This window comes from Amycolatopsis sp. FU40, assembly GCF_021903635.1.
In the GTDB taxonomy this organism is placed as follows: Bacteria; Actinomycetota; Actinomycetes; order Mycobacteriales; family Pseudonocardiaceae; genus Amycolatopsis; species Amycolatopsis dendrobii.
The window spans coordinates 7,091,974-7,107,987 of sequence record NZ_CP091381.1 but is presented as its reverse complement, the minus strand read 5'-3'; the positions used below and the strand labels follow the sequence as shown (position 1 = coordinate 7,107,987).

Sequence of the window (16,014 nt, the reverse complement as noted above, 5' to 3'; positions counted from 1 at the left end):
CACACTGTCGAACGGCATTCTGTGGTCGATTGAGCCATGGTCGCCCAGGTCGGAGCGACTTACTGTTTCCGGCCATGACCAGTGACAGTTCCCTCGCCGGACGCACCGCGCTGGTGACCGGCGGCGGCAGTGGCATCGGGCTGGCCTGCGTGCGGGCGTTCGGCGCGGCCGGGGCCAAGGTGCACGTCGTGGACGTCGCCGGGGCGGAGGCGGCTGCGGCTGAGGTCGGCGGACAGGCGCACGTGGTGGACCTGACCGACCCGGCGGCGCTGGCGACTCTGCCCGCGGACGTCGATGTGCTCGTCAACAACGCGGGCGTGCAGCACGTCGCGCCGTTGCCGGAATTCCCGGCGGAGCGGTTCGCCTTCATCCAGTCGTTGATGGTGACCGCGCCGTTTTTGCTGATCCGCCAGTGCCTGCCGGCGATGTACGCGCGCGGCTGGGGACGGATCGTGAACATGTCCAGCGTGCACGGCGTGCGGGCGAGTCCGTACAAAGCCGCTTACGTCACGGCGAAACACGCGCTCGAGGGACTGTCCAAAGTGGCCGCTCTGGAAGGTGCGGAGCATGGCGTGACCAGCAATTGCGTGAACCCCGGCTACGTTCGCACGCCGCTCGTCACCGGTCAGCTTGCAGCGCAGGCGGCCGAGCACGGGGTGCCGCCGGAGGAAGTGCTCGAACAGGTTTTGCTGCGCCGGGCCGCGATCAAGCGATTGATCGAACCCTCCGACGTCGCCGAGCTCGTGGTGTGGCTGTGCGGCGAGTCCGCCGGACACGTCACCGGTGCGTCGCTTCCCGTTGACGGCGGCTGGACCGCTGGCTGAAATCCCCTTTCCCCACAACGGAGTGGAGTCCACTATGGACAAAAAGCTGCTGCGCGTCGTCGGAGCCGGGCTGATCGGAACCACCATCGAGTGGTACGACTTCTTCCTCTACACCTCGGCCGCCGCGCTGGTCTTCAACAAGCTGTTCTTCCCGACCGCCGATCCGCTCACCGGCACCCTGCTGGCGTTGCTCACCTACGCGGTCGGCTTCCTCGCGCGGCCGATCGGCGGGCTCGTGTTCGGGCACTTCGGCGATCGGATCGGGCGTAAGAAACTGCTGGTCGTGAGCCTGTTGATGATGGGCGGCTCGACCTTCGCGATGGGCTTGCTGCCCACGTACAGCGCGGTCGGCGCGCTCGCGCCGGTGCTGCTGACGCTGCTGCGGCTGATCCAGGGCTTCGCACTCGGCGGCGAGTGGGGCGGCGCGGTGCTGCTGGTGTCCGAGCACGGCGACGACCGGTGGCGCGGGTTCTGGGCGTCGTGGCCGCAGACCGGCGTTCCGGCTGGAAACCTGCTGGCCACGGCGGTGCTCGCGATCCTGGCGTCGGCGCAGTCGGACGCGACTTTCCAAGCTTGGGGCTGGCGGATTCCGTTCCTGCTGTCGGGTGTGCTGGTCGTGCTCGGCCTGTGGATCCGGCTGGCGGTTTCGGAATCGCCGGTGTTCATCGCGGCGAAAGCCGCCGCGGACGAGCGTGCGCAGGCGCCGATCGTCGACGTCTTCCGCGGACACTTCCGTGCGCTGGCGGTGACGTTCGGCGCGCGCATCGCGGAAAACGTGTCCTACTACGTGATCACCGCGTTCATCCTCGTGTACGTGACCACCGGGCTCGGCCTGCCGAAGGCGACCGGCCTGACCGCGGTGCTCGTCGCGTCGGCCGTGCACTTCGTGACGATTCCCTTGTGGGGCTTGCTTTCCGACAGGATCGGGCGGAAGCCGGTGTACCTGTTCGGCGTCGTCGGGATGGCAGCCTGGTCGTTCGGCTTCTTCTGGCTGCTCGACCTGCGCACGACCGGTTCGGTGATCGGCGCGGCGGTGATCGGCCTCGTCGTGCACGGCGCGATGTACGGGCCGCAGGCGGCGTTCTTCGCGGAACAATTCCCGACGCGGGTGCGCTACACCGGGCTTTCGGTCGGCGGCCAGCTGTCGTCCATCGCGGCCGGTGCGGTCGCGCCGTTGATCGCGGTGGCGCTGTTCGAGGCGTACCACTCGACGGTTCCGGTTTCGGTCTACGTGGTCGCGATGTGCTTGTTGTCGCTGGTCGCGCTGCTCGCCGCCCGCGAGACGCGCGGCGCGTCGCTGCACGAGACGGCGGCCGAACGGCAGGCTTCAATGACAGCATGACGGGTGTGGACCCCACTGCCGAGGCGTATCGCCGGCTGCTCGAACTGCTCGCCGCCGGAGCGAGCAGCGAGCAGTTGGCGCATGTCGCTGCCCGGGGCTTGTCCGCGGAACAGTCCGCCGCGATCGGTTCGGCGACGGAGCTGGCGTTGCGGATCCGCGAGACGCTCAGCGAGCACCGGCGGCGGGAAGCCGAGCTGACCGCGTTGTTCGACACCGCGAGCGACCTCGCCCGGCTGCGCGACCCGGACGCGGTGCTGCGATCGATCGTCCGGCGCGCCCGGACGTTGCTGGGCGTGGACGTTTCGTACCTCAGCCTCAACGACGAGGCGAACGGCGAGACGTACATCCGGGTCACGGACGGGTCGGTTTCCGCGCTGTTCCAGCAAATTGTGCTGGGAATGGGCGAGGGCCTCGGCGGTCTCGTAGCGCAGACCGCGCGCCCGTACGCGACCGCGGACTACTTCGAGGACGAGCGGTTCCGGCACACGAACCCGATCGACGCGGGCGTCCGCGAGGAGGGTTTGAAGGCGATCCTCGGCGTACCGCTGGCGATCGGCGGCAAAGTGCTGGGCGTGCTGTACGCGTCCGACCGGTCGTCGCGAGCGTTCTCGACGGCGGAGGTCGCACTGCTTTCGTCGCTGGCCGCGCACGCGGCGATCGCCTTGGACACCGCGCACCTCCTGGAAGAAACGCGCTCGGCCGCTGCGGAACTGAACGCAGCCAACGCGACGATGCGCCGGGCCGACGACGCCCACGACCGCCTCATGGACCTCGTGCTCGGTGGCGCGGATTTGCCCGCGGTGGCAGCAGAAGTGGCCGGAGTTCTGCGCGGCTCGATCGCTGTGCACGACGAGGAAGGCGGGCTGCTGGCCGGTACCTCGGTCGCTTTTGACGCTGCCGCAGTAGCTTCGTCGCACGCCAATGGCCGCGCGGTGTCTACAAAGGACGTCTGGGTTTGTGCGGTACGGGCAGGCCGGGAATTGCTCGGCAGCCTGACACTTTCCGGACGCCCCGAGCTAGCCGGGGACGACCGTCGGCTCTTTGAACGGGCCGCGGTTGTCACGGCATTGTTGTTGCTGCTGCGTCGTTCCGTGGCACAAGCCGAGGATCAAGTACGCGGCGAATTGCTGACCGACCTGCTCACCGCGCCGACCCGTAACCCAGGCTCCTTGATCGCTCGCGCACGTCGGTTGGGCGTCGATTTGTCTTCGCCGCACACGGTTTTGGTCGCGCACGCTTCGGGAATTTCTCGACGCGGGCTCGCTGCCGCCTGTGCTCGATACGGCGATCTGGTCGGCGTCCACGCGGAGCAAGTCGTCGCGCTCGCCCCGGATCATCCTGCCGCAGCACGGATCGCCGCCGAGTTGAAGTCCGTTGTGGACTGTCCGGTGACCGTCGGCGCGGCTGGCCCGGCGAGCGGTCCCGAAGCGTTGGCGCAGGCATACAATGAAGCTGTTCGATGCGTTAATACTTTGCTGGCTCTAGGCCGCGAAGGCGACGGCGCGGCGATGGCCGACCTCGGGTTCCTCGGCGTTCTGCTCGGCAGGCATTCCGACCTGTCCGGCTACGTCCACGCGACACTCGGCCCAGTCCTCGACTACGACGCTCGCCGCGGCACCGACCTTGTCGGCACGCTGCGCGCATACTACGCGGCTGGCGGGAATTTGGCGCGGGCAAAGGAAACCCTGCACGTCCACGTCAACACGGTCGCGCAGCGGATGGAACGTCTAGCGGTGCTGCTGGGCGAGGATTGGCGCGAACCGGAACGCTCGCTGGAGATCCAGCTCGCGCTGCGCGTGCATCAGCTCGGCGGTTGACGGATTCCGGCGTGGATCAGGTCGAGCATCCGGTCCAGCTGTTCAGGCCCGTCCGGCAGCGTCCGCATGCTGCACGCTCCGACCACGGTCACCACGACGTCCTGTGCGCGAACGTCCGCCCGAAGCGTCCCATCTGCCACCCCAGCGTCCATGATCAACTGGACGGCCTCAGTCAACTCCGCGCGGACCTGCGTCATGTCGACGGTGCCCGCCTCGATGATCGCGCGCAGTGTGTCGGCCATGTCGTGCTTCGTGCCCGCGTACTCGGCGAAGCGGTCCATCCACCGACGCAGCGCGCGAAGCGGCTTCTCGCTCTCAAGCAGCTTCGGCGCGCTCGCGACGACCTGCGCCAACTCGTCCCGGTAGAGCGCCTCGACCAGCGCTTCACGAGTAGGGAAGTGCCGGTAGAGCGTTCCGATGCCGACACCCGCTTCGCGCGCGACGCGCTCCAGCGTCACGGGCTCGTCGCCTTCGCCGAACGCTGTGCGGGCAGCAGTGAGCAGGCGCAGACGGTTGCGTTCAGCGTCCGCGCGCGGTTTCTTGGCGCTCGACAAAGCGGAGGGTCCTCCGGTTCTGCTACGGTGGTGATACGGAGGCGCCTCCGCATCAACTTCCACTATGCCACGGCAGGAGTCTTTCCTCATGACGGCAACCACTGCTCCAGGCGGCACCGCGAAGCTCGCCGGCCACGAGGTCGCGCGGATCGGCTACGGCGTGATGCAGCTCGGCCGCCCCGGAACCGACCGCGCTGACCAGGTAAAACTGCTGCGCGACGCGGCGAGCGCGGGCGTGAACCACCTGGACACCGCCCAGTTCTACAGCGACGGCCGCTGCAACGACCTGATCCGCGAGGCGTTCTCGCCCTATCCGGACGACCTGGTCGTCGTGACCAAGGTCGGCGCCGAGGAATCCCCGCACGGGCTCCAGCTCGCGCAACAGCCCGAGCAGCTTCGAGCGCAGGTCGAGGCCAACCTCGCCTCGCTCGGCGTCGACCAGCTCGACGTGGTCAACCTGCGCCGCGCTGACGCCGGACCCGGCCTGATCGCGGAAGGCGACCAGCTCGTCGACATCGACGACCAGCTCGCCGAACTGATTTCCCTGCGCGACGCGGGAAAGATCCGCTCGCTCGGGCTCAGCAACGTGTCCGCCGACCAGCTCCGGCACGCGCTGCCGGTTGGGATCGTCTGCGTGCAGAACTCCTACAACGTGCTCGCCCGCGCCACCGAGCCGGTCCTGGAGCTGTGCCGGGGACACGAGATCGCCTGGGTGCCGTACTTCCCGCTGGGCTCCGCGTTCGAGCTGGGCCAAGACGTGCGCGGCAATTCAGTCGTGACCGCCGTCGCGACCGAACTCGGCGTTACCCCGGCGCAGGTCGCGCTGGCCTGGCTGCTGCAGCGCTACGCGGGCACGCTCCTGATCGCGGGCACGGCGACTCCGGCACACCTCGCCGAAAACCTCGCCGCCGGCCAGGTGCAGCTGCCCGCCGAAGCGGTAGCTGCCCTGGACCGGCTCGGCTGACCTCAGAAGTTCAGCGCCGCAATTCGCTCGACGTCGGCGAGGATGTTGATCTCCGTGATCAACCCGTCGGACACGGTGAACGACAGCACCGAAACCGGCTTCCCGTCGCGCAGGGCGACAATGCCGGGGCCGCCGTTGACGGTCGCGTACTGCGACACCAGGCCGACCGGGCGGAACTGCGACGCGCTGCCCGCGACCTCGGCCGCGCCGCGCACGACCTTCGAGCCGAGCCCGCCGGTGTCGACACGCAGCAGAGCGTCCGGGTGCAGGAGCGCGACGAGCCCCTCGAAGTTGCCGCCGCGCGCTGCGGTGAGCCAGGCGTCCGCGATCTTGCGCTGCTGCGCTCGATCCGCCGGACCCGCCGGGGTCACGCCCTGCACACGGCGGCGCGCCCGGCTCGCCAGCTGCCGTACCGCGGCGGTGTTCTTGTCGAGCATCGTCGCGATCTCGTCGAACGGCACGGCGAACATGTCGTGCAGGACGAAGGCGAGCCGTTCCGCCGGGTCGAGCGCTTCCAGCACCACCAGCAGCGCGAGGCCCACCGAGTCCGCGAGGACCTCCTGCTCCGCCGGATCGACGCCGTCCCCGGTCTCCACGACCGGGTCCGGCACCCGGATGTCCAGCGGATCCTCGCGGCGGGTCGCGCGCGAGCGCAGCATGTTGAGGCATTGGCGCGACACGATCGTCGTCAGCCAGCTGCCGGTGTTGCGGACGTCCTCTCCCGAGGAGCGCGTCACCCGCAGCCAGGTCTCCTGAATGGCGTCGTCGGCCTCGGCGAACGAACCGAGCATCCGGTACGCCACCGCTCGCAACCTGGGCCGATGCTCCTCGAACTGAGCCGCCCAAAAATTCTCGTCCTGTTTTTCGTCCCGCACTGTCACATCTTCTCCTCGGGCCGGGTCCTACTGACAAGACCCGCCGAACACGGCGGACGTGACAGGAGGAGATCACCATGCAGGCACGGATGACCCACCCGATCCAGGTTCAGCCGGACGCGATGAAGGCGCTGATGGCGCTGAGCAAGGCCACGAACGACAGCACGGTCCCGGCGACCACGCACCACCTGATCCACCTGCGCGTGAGCCAGATCAACGGCTGCAGCATGTGCGTCGACATGCACGCGCGGGAGATGAAGGAGGCAGGCGAGAAGGACGAGCGGATCTGGGGCGTCGGCGCGTGGCGCGAATCGCCGTACTTCACCGACGCCGAGCGTGCCGCGCTGGACCTGGCCGAGCACGTCACCCGGCTGGCCGACCGGACGGACCCGGTCCCGGACGCGGTCTGGGACGCAGCCGCGGACATCTACGACGAGAAGGAGCTCTCGTCGCTGCTGCTGTCCATCGCGGGCATCAACGTGTGGAACCGGCTCAACGCCGCGATCCGCCAGCCGGTCGGCTCGTTCTGACGCTGGGGTACTGGGGGTACTGCCGGGGCGGCGGCAGGGGGATCCGCCGCTGCCCCCGGCAGCTTCACACGCTCGCGGGCAACTGATCCCGGATCGCCGCGACGGCGGCTCGCGGATCGTCGGCCCAGAGGTCGAGCTGGGTGATTTCGACGGTGCCCTTGCGGCCCAGATCGACCAGTCGCGGTTCGCGCAGGGCGATCGAGAGGTTGGTCGCCTGGCTGATTCCCACGGCCAGCACCCCGTCTTCGGGCACGCTGACGCTGCCGCGCGCCTTGAGCGACCGGCTCGTCTGCCGTACGGAATCGATGCTGGCCAACGGGATCCGCTGGTCGAAGAAGGACAGATACCGCACTCGCAGCCCGTCGCGGCCGACCGAGTGCGGATATTTGTAGAGAGTCGCGACGAGGGCCAGGAACCAGAGCGCGCCCAGTATTTCCAGCACCAGCAACGCGATCCGCACCGGTGCCGACTTCACCACGACCTCGACCATGACGATGTCGACCGGGTTCACCGCCAGCATCACCCAGAACATCGGGCGGATGGTGCGGCTGTAGTGGATCGCGACGCCGTCCGGCGGCACGTCGGTCTGCCTGCGGAGCACAAGCGCCAGCGCCCTGGCCAGTACCAGCACTTGTCTCTTCACGGTGCCCCCTGAGGTGTCAGTCGGCGGTACCCAGGCGCGCGGCCCACTTCTCCTCTATTCTCCCGAATTTCCAGATCGCGAACGCGGCCAACCAGGTGACGACGAACAACCCGACGATCGCGAAGCCCACGTAGTCCAGGTTCACCGAGGCGATCGCGGCGAGCGGGCCGGACGTGATGCCGAGCTTCTCGGCGAGCAGCGTGACCAGTTCGATCGTCCCGATGCCGAGCGCGACCGCCACGGAAAGCGCGGTAACCGTGAGGTTGTAATAAATCTTCCGGATCGGCCGGGAAAACGCCCAGCCGTATGCGTAGTTCATCAACACGCCGTCGGCGGCGTCGAACAGGCTCATTCCGGCGGCGAACAGGATCGGCAGCACGAGAATCGCGTACCAGGGCAAGGAAAACGCGGCCGCGCCCGCGGCGAGGACGAGCAATCCGATTTCCGTCGCGGTGTCGAAACCGAGTCCGAAAAGGACTCCCACCGGATAGATGTGCCACGGCTTCCGCACCGCTTTGGTGGCCCCGCGCAACAGCCGGTTCATCAGGCCGCGGTTGTCGAGATGGCGTTCCAGCTCCGCCTCGTCCAGTTCGCCGCGGCGCATCCGGGCGAACACGCGCGCGATCCCGACGAGCACGACCAGGTTCATGATCGCGATCAGGTACAGGAAAATCCCGGATACCGACGTGCCGATCAGGCCGGTCGTCTCGTGCAGCGCGGAGCCGCCGTCCTCCAGTTGCCCGGCGATCGCGCGGACGCCCGTCGACAGCAGCAGGCACAGCGCGAAGACGATCGTCGAATGCCCGAGGGAGAACCAGAACCCGACCGACAGCGGACGCTGCCCGTCGGCCATCAGCTTGCGCGTGGTGTTGTCGATGGCGGCGATGTGGTCGGCGTCGAACGCGTGCCGCATGCCGAGCGTGAACGCGGTGACCCCGAGGCCGATGCCGAACGTGCCGCCCGCGCCGAGCGCGTAATGCTCCGGCGCGACAACCAGTACGAGCAAACCCCAGCCGACGAGGTTGAGCAGCAGGATCACCGCCGCCATGCCGCCGATCGACCACCGGTCGCCGCGAGTGAGCCGCTGCGTCATCGCCGTCCTCTCGCTCGCCGGAAAGCCGTGAAGGGCCCCTTGCGGGAATCAGATTCCCGCAAGGGGCCCTTCACGGACAATCGGGTAAAGCTCAGCCGGCGCGCAGGTGCAGCGAGTCGAGCGCCTTGCGGACGTGCCCGCCCGCCGCGGAGAGCGCCTCGGCGGAGCGGGTGACGTCGCTGCCGGACAGCAGGTGCACGAGCGCCACCTTGAGGTCGCCGCCCGCTTCGGTGAGCGCGTCCGAGCAGTCGGCCATCGTCATGCCGGTGGCTTCCTGCAGGATCCGGATGGTGCGGCCGCGCAGCTTCGCGTTCGTCGCGCGCATGCTCACCATCAGGTTCGAGTACGTCTTGCCCAGCTTGATCATCGTCGCGCTGGAGAACGCGGTGAGGATCAGCTTCTGCGCCGTGCCCGCCTTCATCCGGGTCGAGCCCGCGATGGCCTCGGGACCGGTGGCGACGGCGATCAGGACGTCCACGCCCGCCGGTTGCGCGGCGCGCGGGTTCGCCGAGACGAGCCCGGTGTGCGCGCCGATCCGGCTGGCCTCGGCGAGTGCGCCGAGCACGTACGGGGTGCGCCCGGAGGCCGCGAGACCGAGCACGAAGTCGCCCGGCTGCACCGACAGGGCGATTTCCGCCGCGCCGGCGTCCGCGTCGTCCTCGGCGTTCTCGACGGCCTGCCGCAGCGCCTTCTCGCCGCCCGCGTGGTGGGCGACGAACCAGTCGCCAGGCACGTTGAACGTCGGCACCAGCTCAGCCGCGTCGAGTGTCGCGAGTCGGCCCGAGGTGCCCGCGCCGACGTAATGCACGCGCCCCCCGCCGCGCAGCGCATCCACGGCGTAGTCGACCGCGCGGGCCAGTTGCGGCAGCACCGCGGCCACCGCGTCCGGCACCCGGCGGTCCTCGGCGTTGATCGCGCCGAGGATCCCCATGGTGGACATCAGATCGATGTCCACCGTGCGCGGGTTTCGTTGTTCGGTAGGCGAATCGACGTGCACCGTCTGGCAGGGGACGGACATCAGATCCTCGCTTCTTGGTTCATTTGCCGGTTTCCCGCGGACGACGACGACCGTCGGGTCTGACCCCGAGCCGGTGCGAGCCGACCGCGTCCCTCGTGGCGTCCAACGCGCTGACCGACGCCTCCATGTGCCGCTGCGCGACACCGATGAAGAGGCAGTCGATCACGGTCAGCTGGGCGATCCGGCTGGCTGTCGCCCCGGACCGGAAGGTGGTTTCGCGGGCCGCCGTGGTGAGTACGTGGTCGGCGACCTCGGTGATCGGCGAGCGCGGGAAGTTGGTGACCGCGACGGTCACCGCTCCGTGCTCGCGCGCGACCCGCAGCGCCTCGACGGTGTCCGTGGTCGCGCCGGTGTGCGAGACGCCGACCGCGACGTCGCCCGGCTTCAGGACGGCGGCCGAGGTCAGCATGATGTGCGTGTCCGACCAGGAGAAGCTGACGCGGCCGATCCGGTGCAGCTTCTGCTGCAGGTCAGCGGCGACGAAAGCGCTTGCGCCCACGCCGTACACGTCGACCCGGCCTGCTTCGGCGACGAGGTCGATGACGCTCTGCAACTGGGCGACGTCGAGCTGGTCTGCGGTCTCTTCGACGGCGCGCGCGTCGGCGAAGCTGACCTTGCCGATGACGGACGCCAGGTCGTCGCCGGGGCCGATCTCGCCGCCGAGGTTGCGCGAGGTGCGCGCCTCGGTACGGGCGGTGTCCGCAGCGAGCGCGATGCGCAGCTGCGGGTAGCCGCCGACCCCGACGGCCTTGCAGAAGCGTGTAACGGTGGTCTCAGAGGTGTTCGCGGCGAGCGCGACCTCGGTGATGCTGCGGCGCGCGACAGCGGCCGGGTCTTCCAGGACAACCTTCGCGACCCGCTGCTCGGCCCGGGCGAGTCCGGGCAGCAGCGAGCGAATGCGGACCAGGGGGCTCGCATCCGCGTCGCGCGCCGTCGCCTGACCTGCGAGGTGCTCGGAGGGTGCGCTGCTGATTACGGATCCCGCATCATCCGCCGTCGGAAAGTTACTAACCGTTGGCATTTGCGACAAGGCTACCCACATCCTTCGGCAGAACCACAACCCGTCCGTGTCTGCGGACTTCGGTTTGCGATTAATCGTTGTCAAGAAAGTCGCCAACCGAGTCCACGGCGTTAACGACCTCAAGCTAACGACTTGGCAACTAAGTGTGTCTAGCGAAGGAGTCTTGTTCCACTGAGTGGGGACACGAAGGTGGCAATGCGCGGCGGGGTGCCTACCGAGCGCTCAATTTCCAGCCCGAAGAGGCCAGCTCCGAGGGGTTTCGCTCACCATCGAGAACGACGTGGCCGCGTTGGGTGACTTTCACACTATCGAGGGAAACTCCCCGTCCCGTGTAATTCGGATCGGTGCTGTAACGCCACCGGAGCGAGGTAGCCGAGGACGCGGGCACCTCCGCGGACACCCGCCACCAGGAGCGGTGCCCGTGTCCGCCGAGTGCGGACGTCTCGTCATCGGGTGCACCCGGGCCACGGGCCTGAAGCGGAACAGGTTGCCAATTAACCCCGTCGGTGCTCGATTCGAGCTGCAACGGGTCGCTCGGGCCCTCGGTGTCGACGAAAGCGGCGAAGGACACGCGCAGTGGCGCACCCGCTGGAAGCGGTTGTGTGCTGAGCGTAGCGACGCCGTTGTTTCCCAGGCTTGCGTACCAGGCGTCGGGGCCCGCGACCGGCCGCACGGCCATCGCCTTCGCGAGCGAGGTCGCCCAGACCTGGCGGGCGGTGTTGATGGAACCCCAGGTGCGCGTGGGGTGCACGCGGTTGGTGAGCAGCAACGCGAACGACCGCGATTCCGGATCGATGACCAGCGTGGTGCCGGTGAAGCCGGTGTGGCCCGCGCTGATCGGCGACGCCAGCGCGCCCATGTACCAGGGCTGGTCCAGTTCGAAGCCGAGGCCGTGCTCGTCGCCGGGGAAGCGCTGGTTGTAATTCGTCAGCATCTTCGTGACGGTGTCCGGCCGCAGGATCCGGTGCCCGCGGTAGCTGCCGCCGTTGAGGATGGCCTGGGAGAGCAGGGCCATGTCGCCGGCCGTGGAGAACACGCCCGCGTGCCCCGCGACGCCGCCGAGCGACCAGGCGTTCTCGTCGTGCACCTGTCCGCGCACCAGCCCGCGCGGCGGGGTCGTCTCGTACTCGGTCGCGGCGATGCGGGAGAGCTTCGACGCGGGCGGGTTGTACCCGGTGTCGACCATGCCGAGCGGCGCGGTGATGCGATCGTGCACCACCTGGTCCAACGGCTTGCCGGACAGCTTCTCGATCAGGAAGCCGAGCGTGAGCATGTTGAGGTCGGAGTACAAGTACGTGCTGCCCGGCGCGTTCTTGAGCGGGCTGTCGAGCACCGCCTTGCGCCGCGACGGGATGTCCGGATAGCCCTGCCAGAGCGACGGAGACGGATCGGCGTCGAACCCGGAGGTGTGCGTGAGCAGCTGCAGCACGGTGACGTCCTGCTTGCCGTTGACGCCGAACTCCGGCAGATAACGCACGACCGGCGCGTTGACGTCCAGCTTGCCCTGTTCGGTCAGCTGCAGCGCGGCGATCGAGGTGAAGAGCTTCGAGATCGACGCCATGTCGAAAATGGTGTCGTCACGCATCGGGACCTGCTGGTCCGGCGGCAGCTCGGTGCCCTTGGCGTCGGCGTACCGGAGCGCGCCGCCGACGGCGTAACGGTCCACGACCACGCCGTCGTGCGCGAGCAGGCCGACCGCGCCGGAGAAGTGCGGATGCCCGCTCGCGTCCGGCTGCGTCCAGCTCTTCAGGAACTGTTCCGCGTCGCGGATCGGCTGCGGATCGAGGTTGACCTCGCTCGGACTGCCGTCGCGCAGCTTCGTGCTCGCCGGTGCGAACCCGTGCTGCGGACGGTCGAAACGCCCGGCGAAGCCGCCGTGCCGGTTGTCGATCGTGGCTGCTCCCGCGGTCGTCGTGGCCGCGACCAGTACGGCCAATGTCGCGACGAGCACTTTCCTAGCACGCATGACCGCTCTCCTCAGCGATAGATCAGGTGGGGGCGGCGGCTGCGGGCGAAGTCGGCGAGTTCGGCGCGCCACGCGCCGGTGATCTCGTCCACCCCGGCGCCGGCGTCGACCATGGTGCGCAGCCGGTCGGACCCGGACAGCTTGTCGATCATGTGGTCCGGCCGCCAGCCGAACTTGTCGGGCGCGACGCGCTTGGCCGTCACGAACATCGAAACGGTGGTGCTGATGGCGTCGAAGGCCCGCGGATCAGTGACGGTGACCTGTACGCCGCCGCAGGGCTCGTTCACGAACTTGCCGAAGGTGGGCACGAAGTAGATCTCTCGGAACGCCGCGCCCGGCAGGCGGAGCTTCTCGAGCTCTTCGCGCCAACGCCAGTCGAGGCCGGGCGCGCCGATGATCTCGAACGGTCGGGTCGTGCCGCGTCCTTCGGAGAACACAGTGCCCTCGAACATGCCTGTGCCCGGGTACACGAGCGCTGTGTCCGGCGTTGGCATGTTCGGGCTCGGCAGGACCCAACGCAGACCGCTGTCAGCGAAGAAACTGTCGCGTCGCCACCTGCGTACCTGGACGACTTCGAGCTTCGCCAGCTTCACGTCTTCGCCTGGAAGGAACTCAGCGGCAAAGAACCGTGCTAGCTCGCCGACGGTCATGCCGTGCTGCTGTGCGATCGGCTTCAGCCCGACACCGGACGAGAACTTCGGGTCGAGCACTGGGCCGGACAGCCGCCCGCCGATGGGGTTTGGCCGGTCCAGGACAACGAAGGCCGCGTTGACCTTCGCCGCGGCGACCATCGCCGTGTACAGCGACCAGATATAGGTGTAGAAGCGCGCGCCGACGTCAGCGATGTCGAAGACGACAGTGTCCACTCCGGCCTTCTGGAACAGCGAAGCGAGCTTCGCCGCGTTCGCGCCGTACGCGTCGTACACGGGGATACCGGTGCGCGGGTCGGTGTAATCGCCTTCGGAGCCACCGGCTTGCGCGCTGCCGCGGAAGCCGTGCTCGGGCCCGAAGGCCGCGACGGGACGTACGCCCGCCGCGACCATCGAGTCGACGATGTGGTCGCCGTTGGCGAGCACGCCCGTCGGATTGGACAGCACGCCGAGCTTGCGTCCGGCGAGCGGACGCCAGCCCTGCGCGGCGAACTGTTCAGCACCGGTGAGCACCCGGTGTTGCAATTCGGCTTGCGGTGCTTCGGGTGCCGCTTGTGCTGCCGTTGAGCCGCTCGCCAGTACGGGGACGGCGAGCGCCGGCACGGCCAGGAAATTCCTGCGGTTGAGAGTCACCAGGTCAGCCCGTGTCCGAAGGGGTACTTGACGGTGTGCACGTCCGCCCCGGCCGGGACGTCGACCGGCAGCTTCCCGCTGGGCTTCGTCTCGCCGAGCACGACCTTCGCCAACGCTTCGAGCGACGGCGTGATGTACCCGTAGGTGGCGAGCCAGGTCGGCACCGGGTTCGCGTAACCGGCGTCGTACGGAATCTGCGCGGCGACCGCGACCACCGGCTTGCCGGTGTCCATCAACGCCTGAAGCAGCTTGCCCTGCAACGGGAATCCGCCGAGGTTGTTGGTCAGCACCACGACGACGTCGTTCTGCTTCGCGGCTGCCGCGGCCTCGGCGATCTGCGCGTCGGTCGGGGTTTGCCCGGTCGCGAGCGCGGTCGCCTTCGTGCCGTGCGCGGTGAAGCGATCGGCAAGCGTTTGCGTCGTGGTCGCGCCCCAGCCGGTGACCAGCACCGACGACGGCTTCTGCTTGAGCGGCAGCACCCCGGCGTCGTTGGCGATCGCGGTGATCGAACGGTCGGCGATGCCCTGCGCGGCAGCCAGGTGTTCCGGCGTGCCGACCTTCTTCATGACCTGCGCAGGGTTGTTGAACGGCGAGAACAGGATTCCGCGCTTCAGCTTGAGCTTAAGCACCCGCAGCACGCTCTGGTCGATCCGCTGCATCGGCAGGTCGCCGGACTTCACCGCGGCGAGCACGGCGTTGACCGCGACGTCCAGGTGCACCGGCATGAGCAGCTGGTCCACGCCCGCTTTCAAGGCGAGGACCGGGATTTCGGCGTCGCTGTGCAGCTCCCGCACGCCCTGCATCTCGAGCGAATCGGTGATCACTACGCCGTTGTAGCCGAGTTCGCCGCGCAGCTTGCCGGTGATGATCGGCTTCGACAGCGTCGCGGGCTCACCGGACGGGTCGAGGCTCGGGAACTGGATGTGCGCGCTCATGATCGAGTCGATGCCAGCGGCGATCGCGGCCTTGAACGGCGGCACGTCGATCGCGCGCCAGTCCGCCTCGGAGCGGTTGATCTTCGGCAACCCCGTGTGACTGTCGGTGGCCGCGTCGCCGTGGCCGGGGAAGTGCTTCGCGGTGGACGAGACGGTCTGGCTCGCCGGCCCCGAGTTCTGGTAGCCCTTGACCTCCGCGGTCACGAAACTGCTGGCCAGGTCCGGTCGTCCGGAGAACGACCGGACGCCGATGACCGGGTTGGCCGGGTTGGAGTTGACGTCCGCGTCCGGCGCGTAGTCCTGGTTGATCCCGACCGCGCGCAGCTCGTGGCCCAGGATCGTGGCGGCCGTGGTCGCGCTGCCGGTGTCGCGTCCGGCGGCGATAGCCATCGAGTTGGGGAACTCGGTGGCGGGCGCGCCCATCCGCGTGACCGTGCCGCCCTCCTGGTCGGTGCCGATCTGCAGCGGGATGTGCGCGCCGCTGGCGATGGCCGCGCGCTGCAGGCCGTTGGACAGCTTCGCGACCTGCGTGGGGTCGTCGAAGTTGTCGCGGCTCGAGTTGTTGAAGTAGATAACGCCACCGAGGTGGTACTTCTGCACGGCTTGCGCGGCGGTGTCGACGCCGAAGTCGGTCTGGTTCTTCGGGTTGACCTCGTCCGCGGACTTGCCGTTCACCCACGTGACGAACAGCTGCCCCACTTTTTCTTCCAGGCTCATGCCGCGCAGCGCCTGTGCGGCCGCGGCGTCGAGCTGCGCGCCCGTTTCTTGCGGTGTCTGCTGCGGTTGTTTCGGCGCCGCGAACGCCGAGGAACTCAACCCCCCGACGGCGAGCACCCCCGCAAGGGGAACGGCGAACACCTGCATCCTCCGCGTGCGCGCGAGTCGGTTCGTCACGAATTGCCTCCCAGTGTCGCGTGCTGCCGCGGGTGCGGACGCGAGTCGTGAAGCGTCCACCGGGCAGCACCGGTATCGGGAAGCTACTCACCGCGATACGGGGTTGTCCATCGGCCGAGCGCAGGAACGAGAGGGTTCACCTGGGAGGACGGCGTGCGCGCGGATTTCATCGAGCCTTGCTCGGTCCTGCCGCGCGGGGCCGTGGATGACGCCGCCGTGGACATAACACTGGCGGCGCCCGTCAGCCGAGGCCAA

At 68.5% G+C, this 16,014-nt stretch carries 14 protein-coding genes; 5 read left to right on the top strand and 9 right to left on the bottom strand.

Annotated elements, in window-relative coordinates:
* Nucleotides 1-74 precede the first annotated feature (74 nt).
* Genes L3Q65_RS33375 through L3Q65_RS33365 form a run of 3 tightly spaced genes read left to right on the top strand, consistent with a single transcriptional unit; the run spans nucleotide 75 to nucleotide 3,983 of the window.
* Nucleotides 75-824: a 3-hydroxybutyrate dehydrogenase gene (locus tag L3Q65_RS33375; protein WP_182895849.1), complete on the top strand. Its 750-nt coding sequence runs from the start codon at nucleotides 75-77 to the stop codon at nucleotides 822-824.
* A gap of 34 nt (nucleotides 825-858) precedes the next feature.
* Nucleotides 859-2,166: an MFS transporter gene (locus L3Q65_RS33370; RefSeq protein ID WP_237597514.1), complete on the top strand. Its 1,308-nt coding sequence runs from the start codon at nucleotides 859-861 to the stop codon at nucleotides 2,164-2,166.
* Nucleotides 2,163-3,983: a GAF domain-containing protein gene (locus L3Q65_RS33365; RefSeq protein WP_237597513.1), complete on the top strand. Its 1,821-nt coding sequence runs from the start codon at nucleotides 2,163-2,165 to the stop codon at nucleotides 3,981-3,983. Before L3Q65_RS33370 ends, L3Q65_RS33365 begins: the two co-directional genes overlap by 4 nt.
* Here the strand turns inward: L3Q65_RS33365 and L3Q65_RS33360 are convergent.
* Nucleotides 3,968-4,537: a TetR/AcrR family transcriptional regulator gene (locus tag L3Q65_RS33360; RefSeq protein ID WP_182895846.1), complete on the bottom strand. Its 570-nt coding sequence runs from the start codon at nucleotides 4,535-4,537 to the stop codon at nucleotides 3,968-3,970. The two genes, L3Q65_RS33365 and L3Q65_RS33360, sit on opposite strands and share 16 nt — an antisense overlap.
* Nucleotides 4,538-4,625: 88 nt before the next feature.
* Here L3Q65_RS33360 and L3Q65_RS33355 point away from each other — a divergent pair, with 88 nt between their 5' ends.
* On the top strand, nucleotides 4,626-5,501 hold the full coding sequence (locus tag L3Q65_RS33355; RefSeq protein WP_220508479.1) for an aldo/keto reductase: 876 nt from the start codon (nucleotides 4,626-4,628) through the stop codon (nucleotides 5,499-5,501).
* A 2-nt stretch (nucleotides 5,502-5,503) separates the two neighbouring features.
* Here L3Q65_RS33355 and L3Q65_RS33350 read toward each other — a convergent pair whose 3' ends face one another.
* On the bottom strand, nucleotides 5,504-6,382 hold the full coding sequence (locus L3Q65_RS33350; RefSeq protein WP_182895844.1) for a sigma-70 family RNA polymerase sigma factor: 879 nt from the start codon (nucleotides 6,380-6,382) through the stop codon (nucleotides 5,504-5,506).
* Nucleotides 6,383-6,453: 71 nt separating this feature from the next.
* On the opposite strand from L3Q65_RS33350, the gene L3Q65_RS33345 reads away from it, so the two are divergent.
* Complete coding sequence (locus L3Q65_RS33345; RefSeq protein ID WP_182895843.1) at nucleotides 6,454-6,906, top strand: carboxymuconolactone decarboxylase family protein; 453 nt, start codon at nucleotides 6,454-6,456, stop codon at nucleotides 6,904-6,906.
* Nucleotides 6,907-6,970: 64 nt separating this feature from the next.
* On the opposite strand, the gene L3Q65_RS33340 is transcribed toward L3Q65_RS33345, so the two are convergent.
* The 7 genes from L3Q65_RS33340 to L3Q65_RS33310 all read right to left on the bottom strand — a co-directional run bounded on the left by L3Q65_RS33340 (nucleotide 6,971) and on the right by L3Q65_RS33310 (nucleotide 15,729).
* Nucleotides 6,971-7,549, bottom strand: a complete 579-nt coding sequence (locus tag L3Q65_RS33340; protein ID WP_237597512.1) for a hypothetical protein — start codon at nucleotides 7,547-7,549, stop codon at nucleotides 6,971-6,973.
* Nucleotides 7,550-7,565: 16 nt separating this feature from the next.
* Nucleotides 7,566-8,642 carry a HoxN/HupN/NixA family nickel/cobalt transporter gene (locus L3Q65_RS33335; RefSeq protein ID WP_182895841.1) on the bottom strand — a complete coding sequence of 359 codons (1,077 nt, stop codon included), beginning with the start codon at nucleotides 8,640-8,642 and terminating at the stop codon, nucleotides 7,566-7,568.
* Between the two features lie 91 nt (nucleotides 8,643-8,733).
* Nucleotides 8,734-9,663, bottom strand: a complete 930-nt coding sequence (locus L3Q65_RS33330; protein WP_182895873.1) for an N-acetylmuramic acid 6-phosphate etherase — start codon at nucleotides 9,661-9,663, stop codon at nucleotides 8,734-8,736.
* Nucleotides 9,664-9,679: 16 nt separating this feature from the next.
* Nucleotides 9,680-10,681 carry a MurR/RpiR family transcriptional regulator gene (locus L3Q65_RS33325; RefSeq protein ID WP_182895840.1) on the bottom strand — a complete coding sequence of 334 codons (1,002 nt, stop codon included), beginning with the start codon at nucleotides 10,679-10,681 and terminating at the stop codon, nucleotides 9,680-9,682.
* 211 nt (nucleotides 10,682-10,892) lie between these two features.
* Nucleotides 10,893-12,647: a serine hydrolase domain-containing protein gene (locus L3Q65_RS33320; RefSeq protein WP_182895839.1), complete on the bottom strand. Its 1,755-nt coding sequence runs from the start codon at nucleotides 12,645-12,647 to the stop codon at nucleotides 10,893-10,895.
* Nucleotides 12,648-12,658: 11 nt separating this feature from the next.
* Complete coding sequence (locus L3Q65_RS33315; RefSeq protein WP_237597511.1) at nucleotides 12,659-13,930, bottom strand: exo-beta-N-acetylmuramidase NamZ domain-containing protein; 1,272 nt, start codon at nucleotides 13,928-13,930, stop codon at nucleotides 12,659-12,661.
* The gene (locus L3Q65_RS33310; protein WP_237600974.1) at nucleotides 13,927-15,729 is read right to left on the bottom strand and encodes a glycoside hydrolase family 3 protein; all 1,803 of its coding nucleotides are present in this window, start codon (nucleotides 15,727-15,729) and stop codon (nucleotides 13,927-13,929) included. Before L3Q65_RS33310 ends, L3Q65_RS33315 begins: the two co-directional genes overlap by 4 nt.
* Nucleotides 15,730-16,014: the final 285 nt, after the last annotated feature.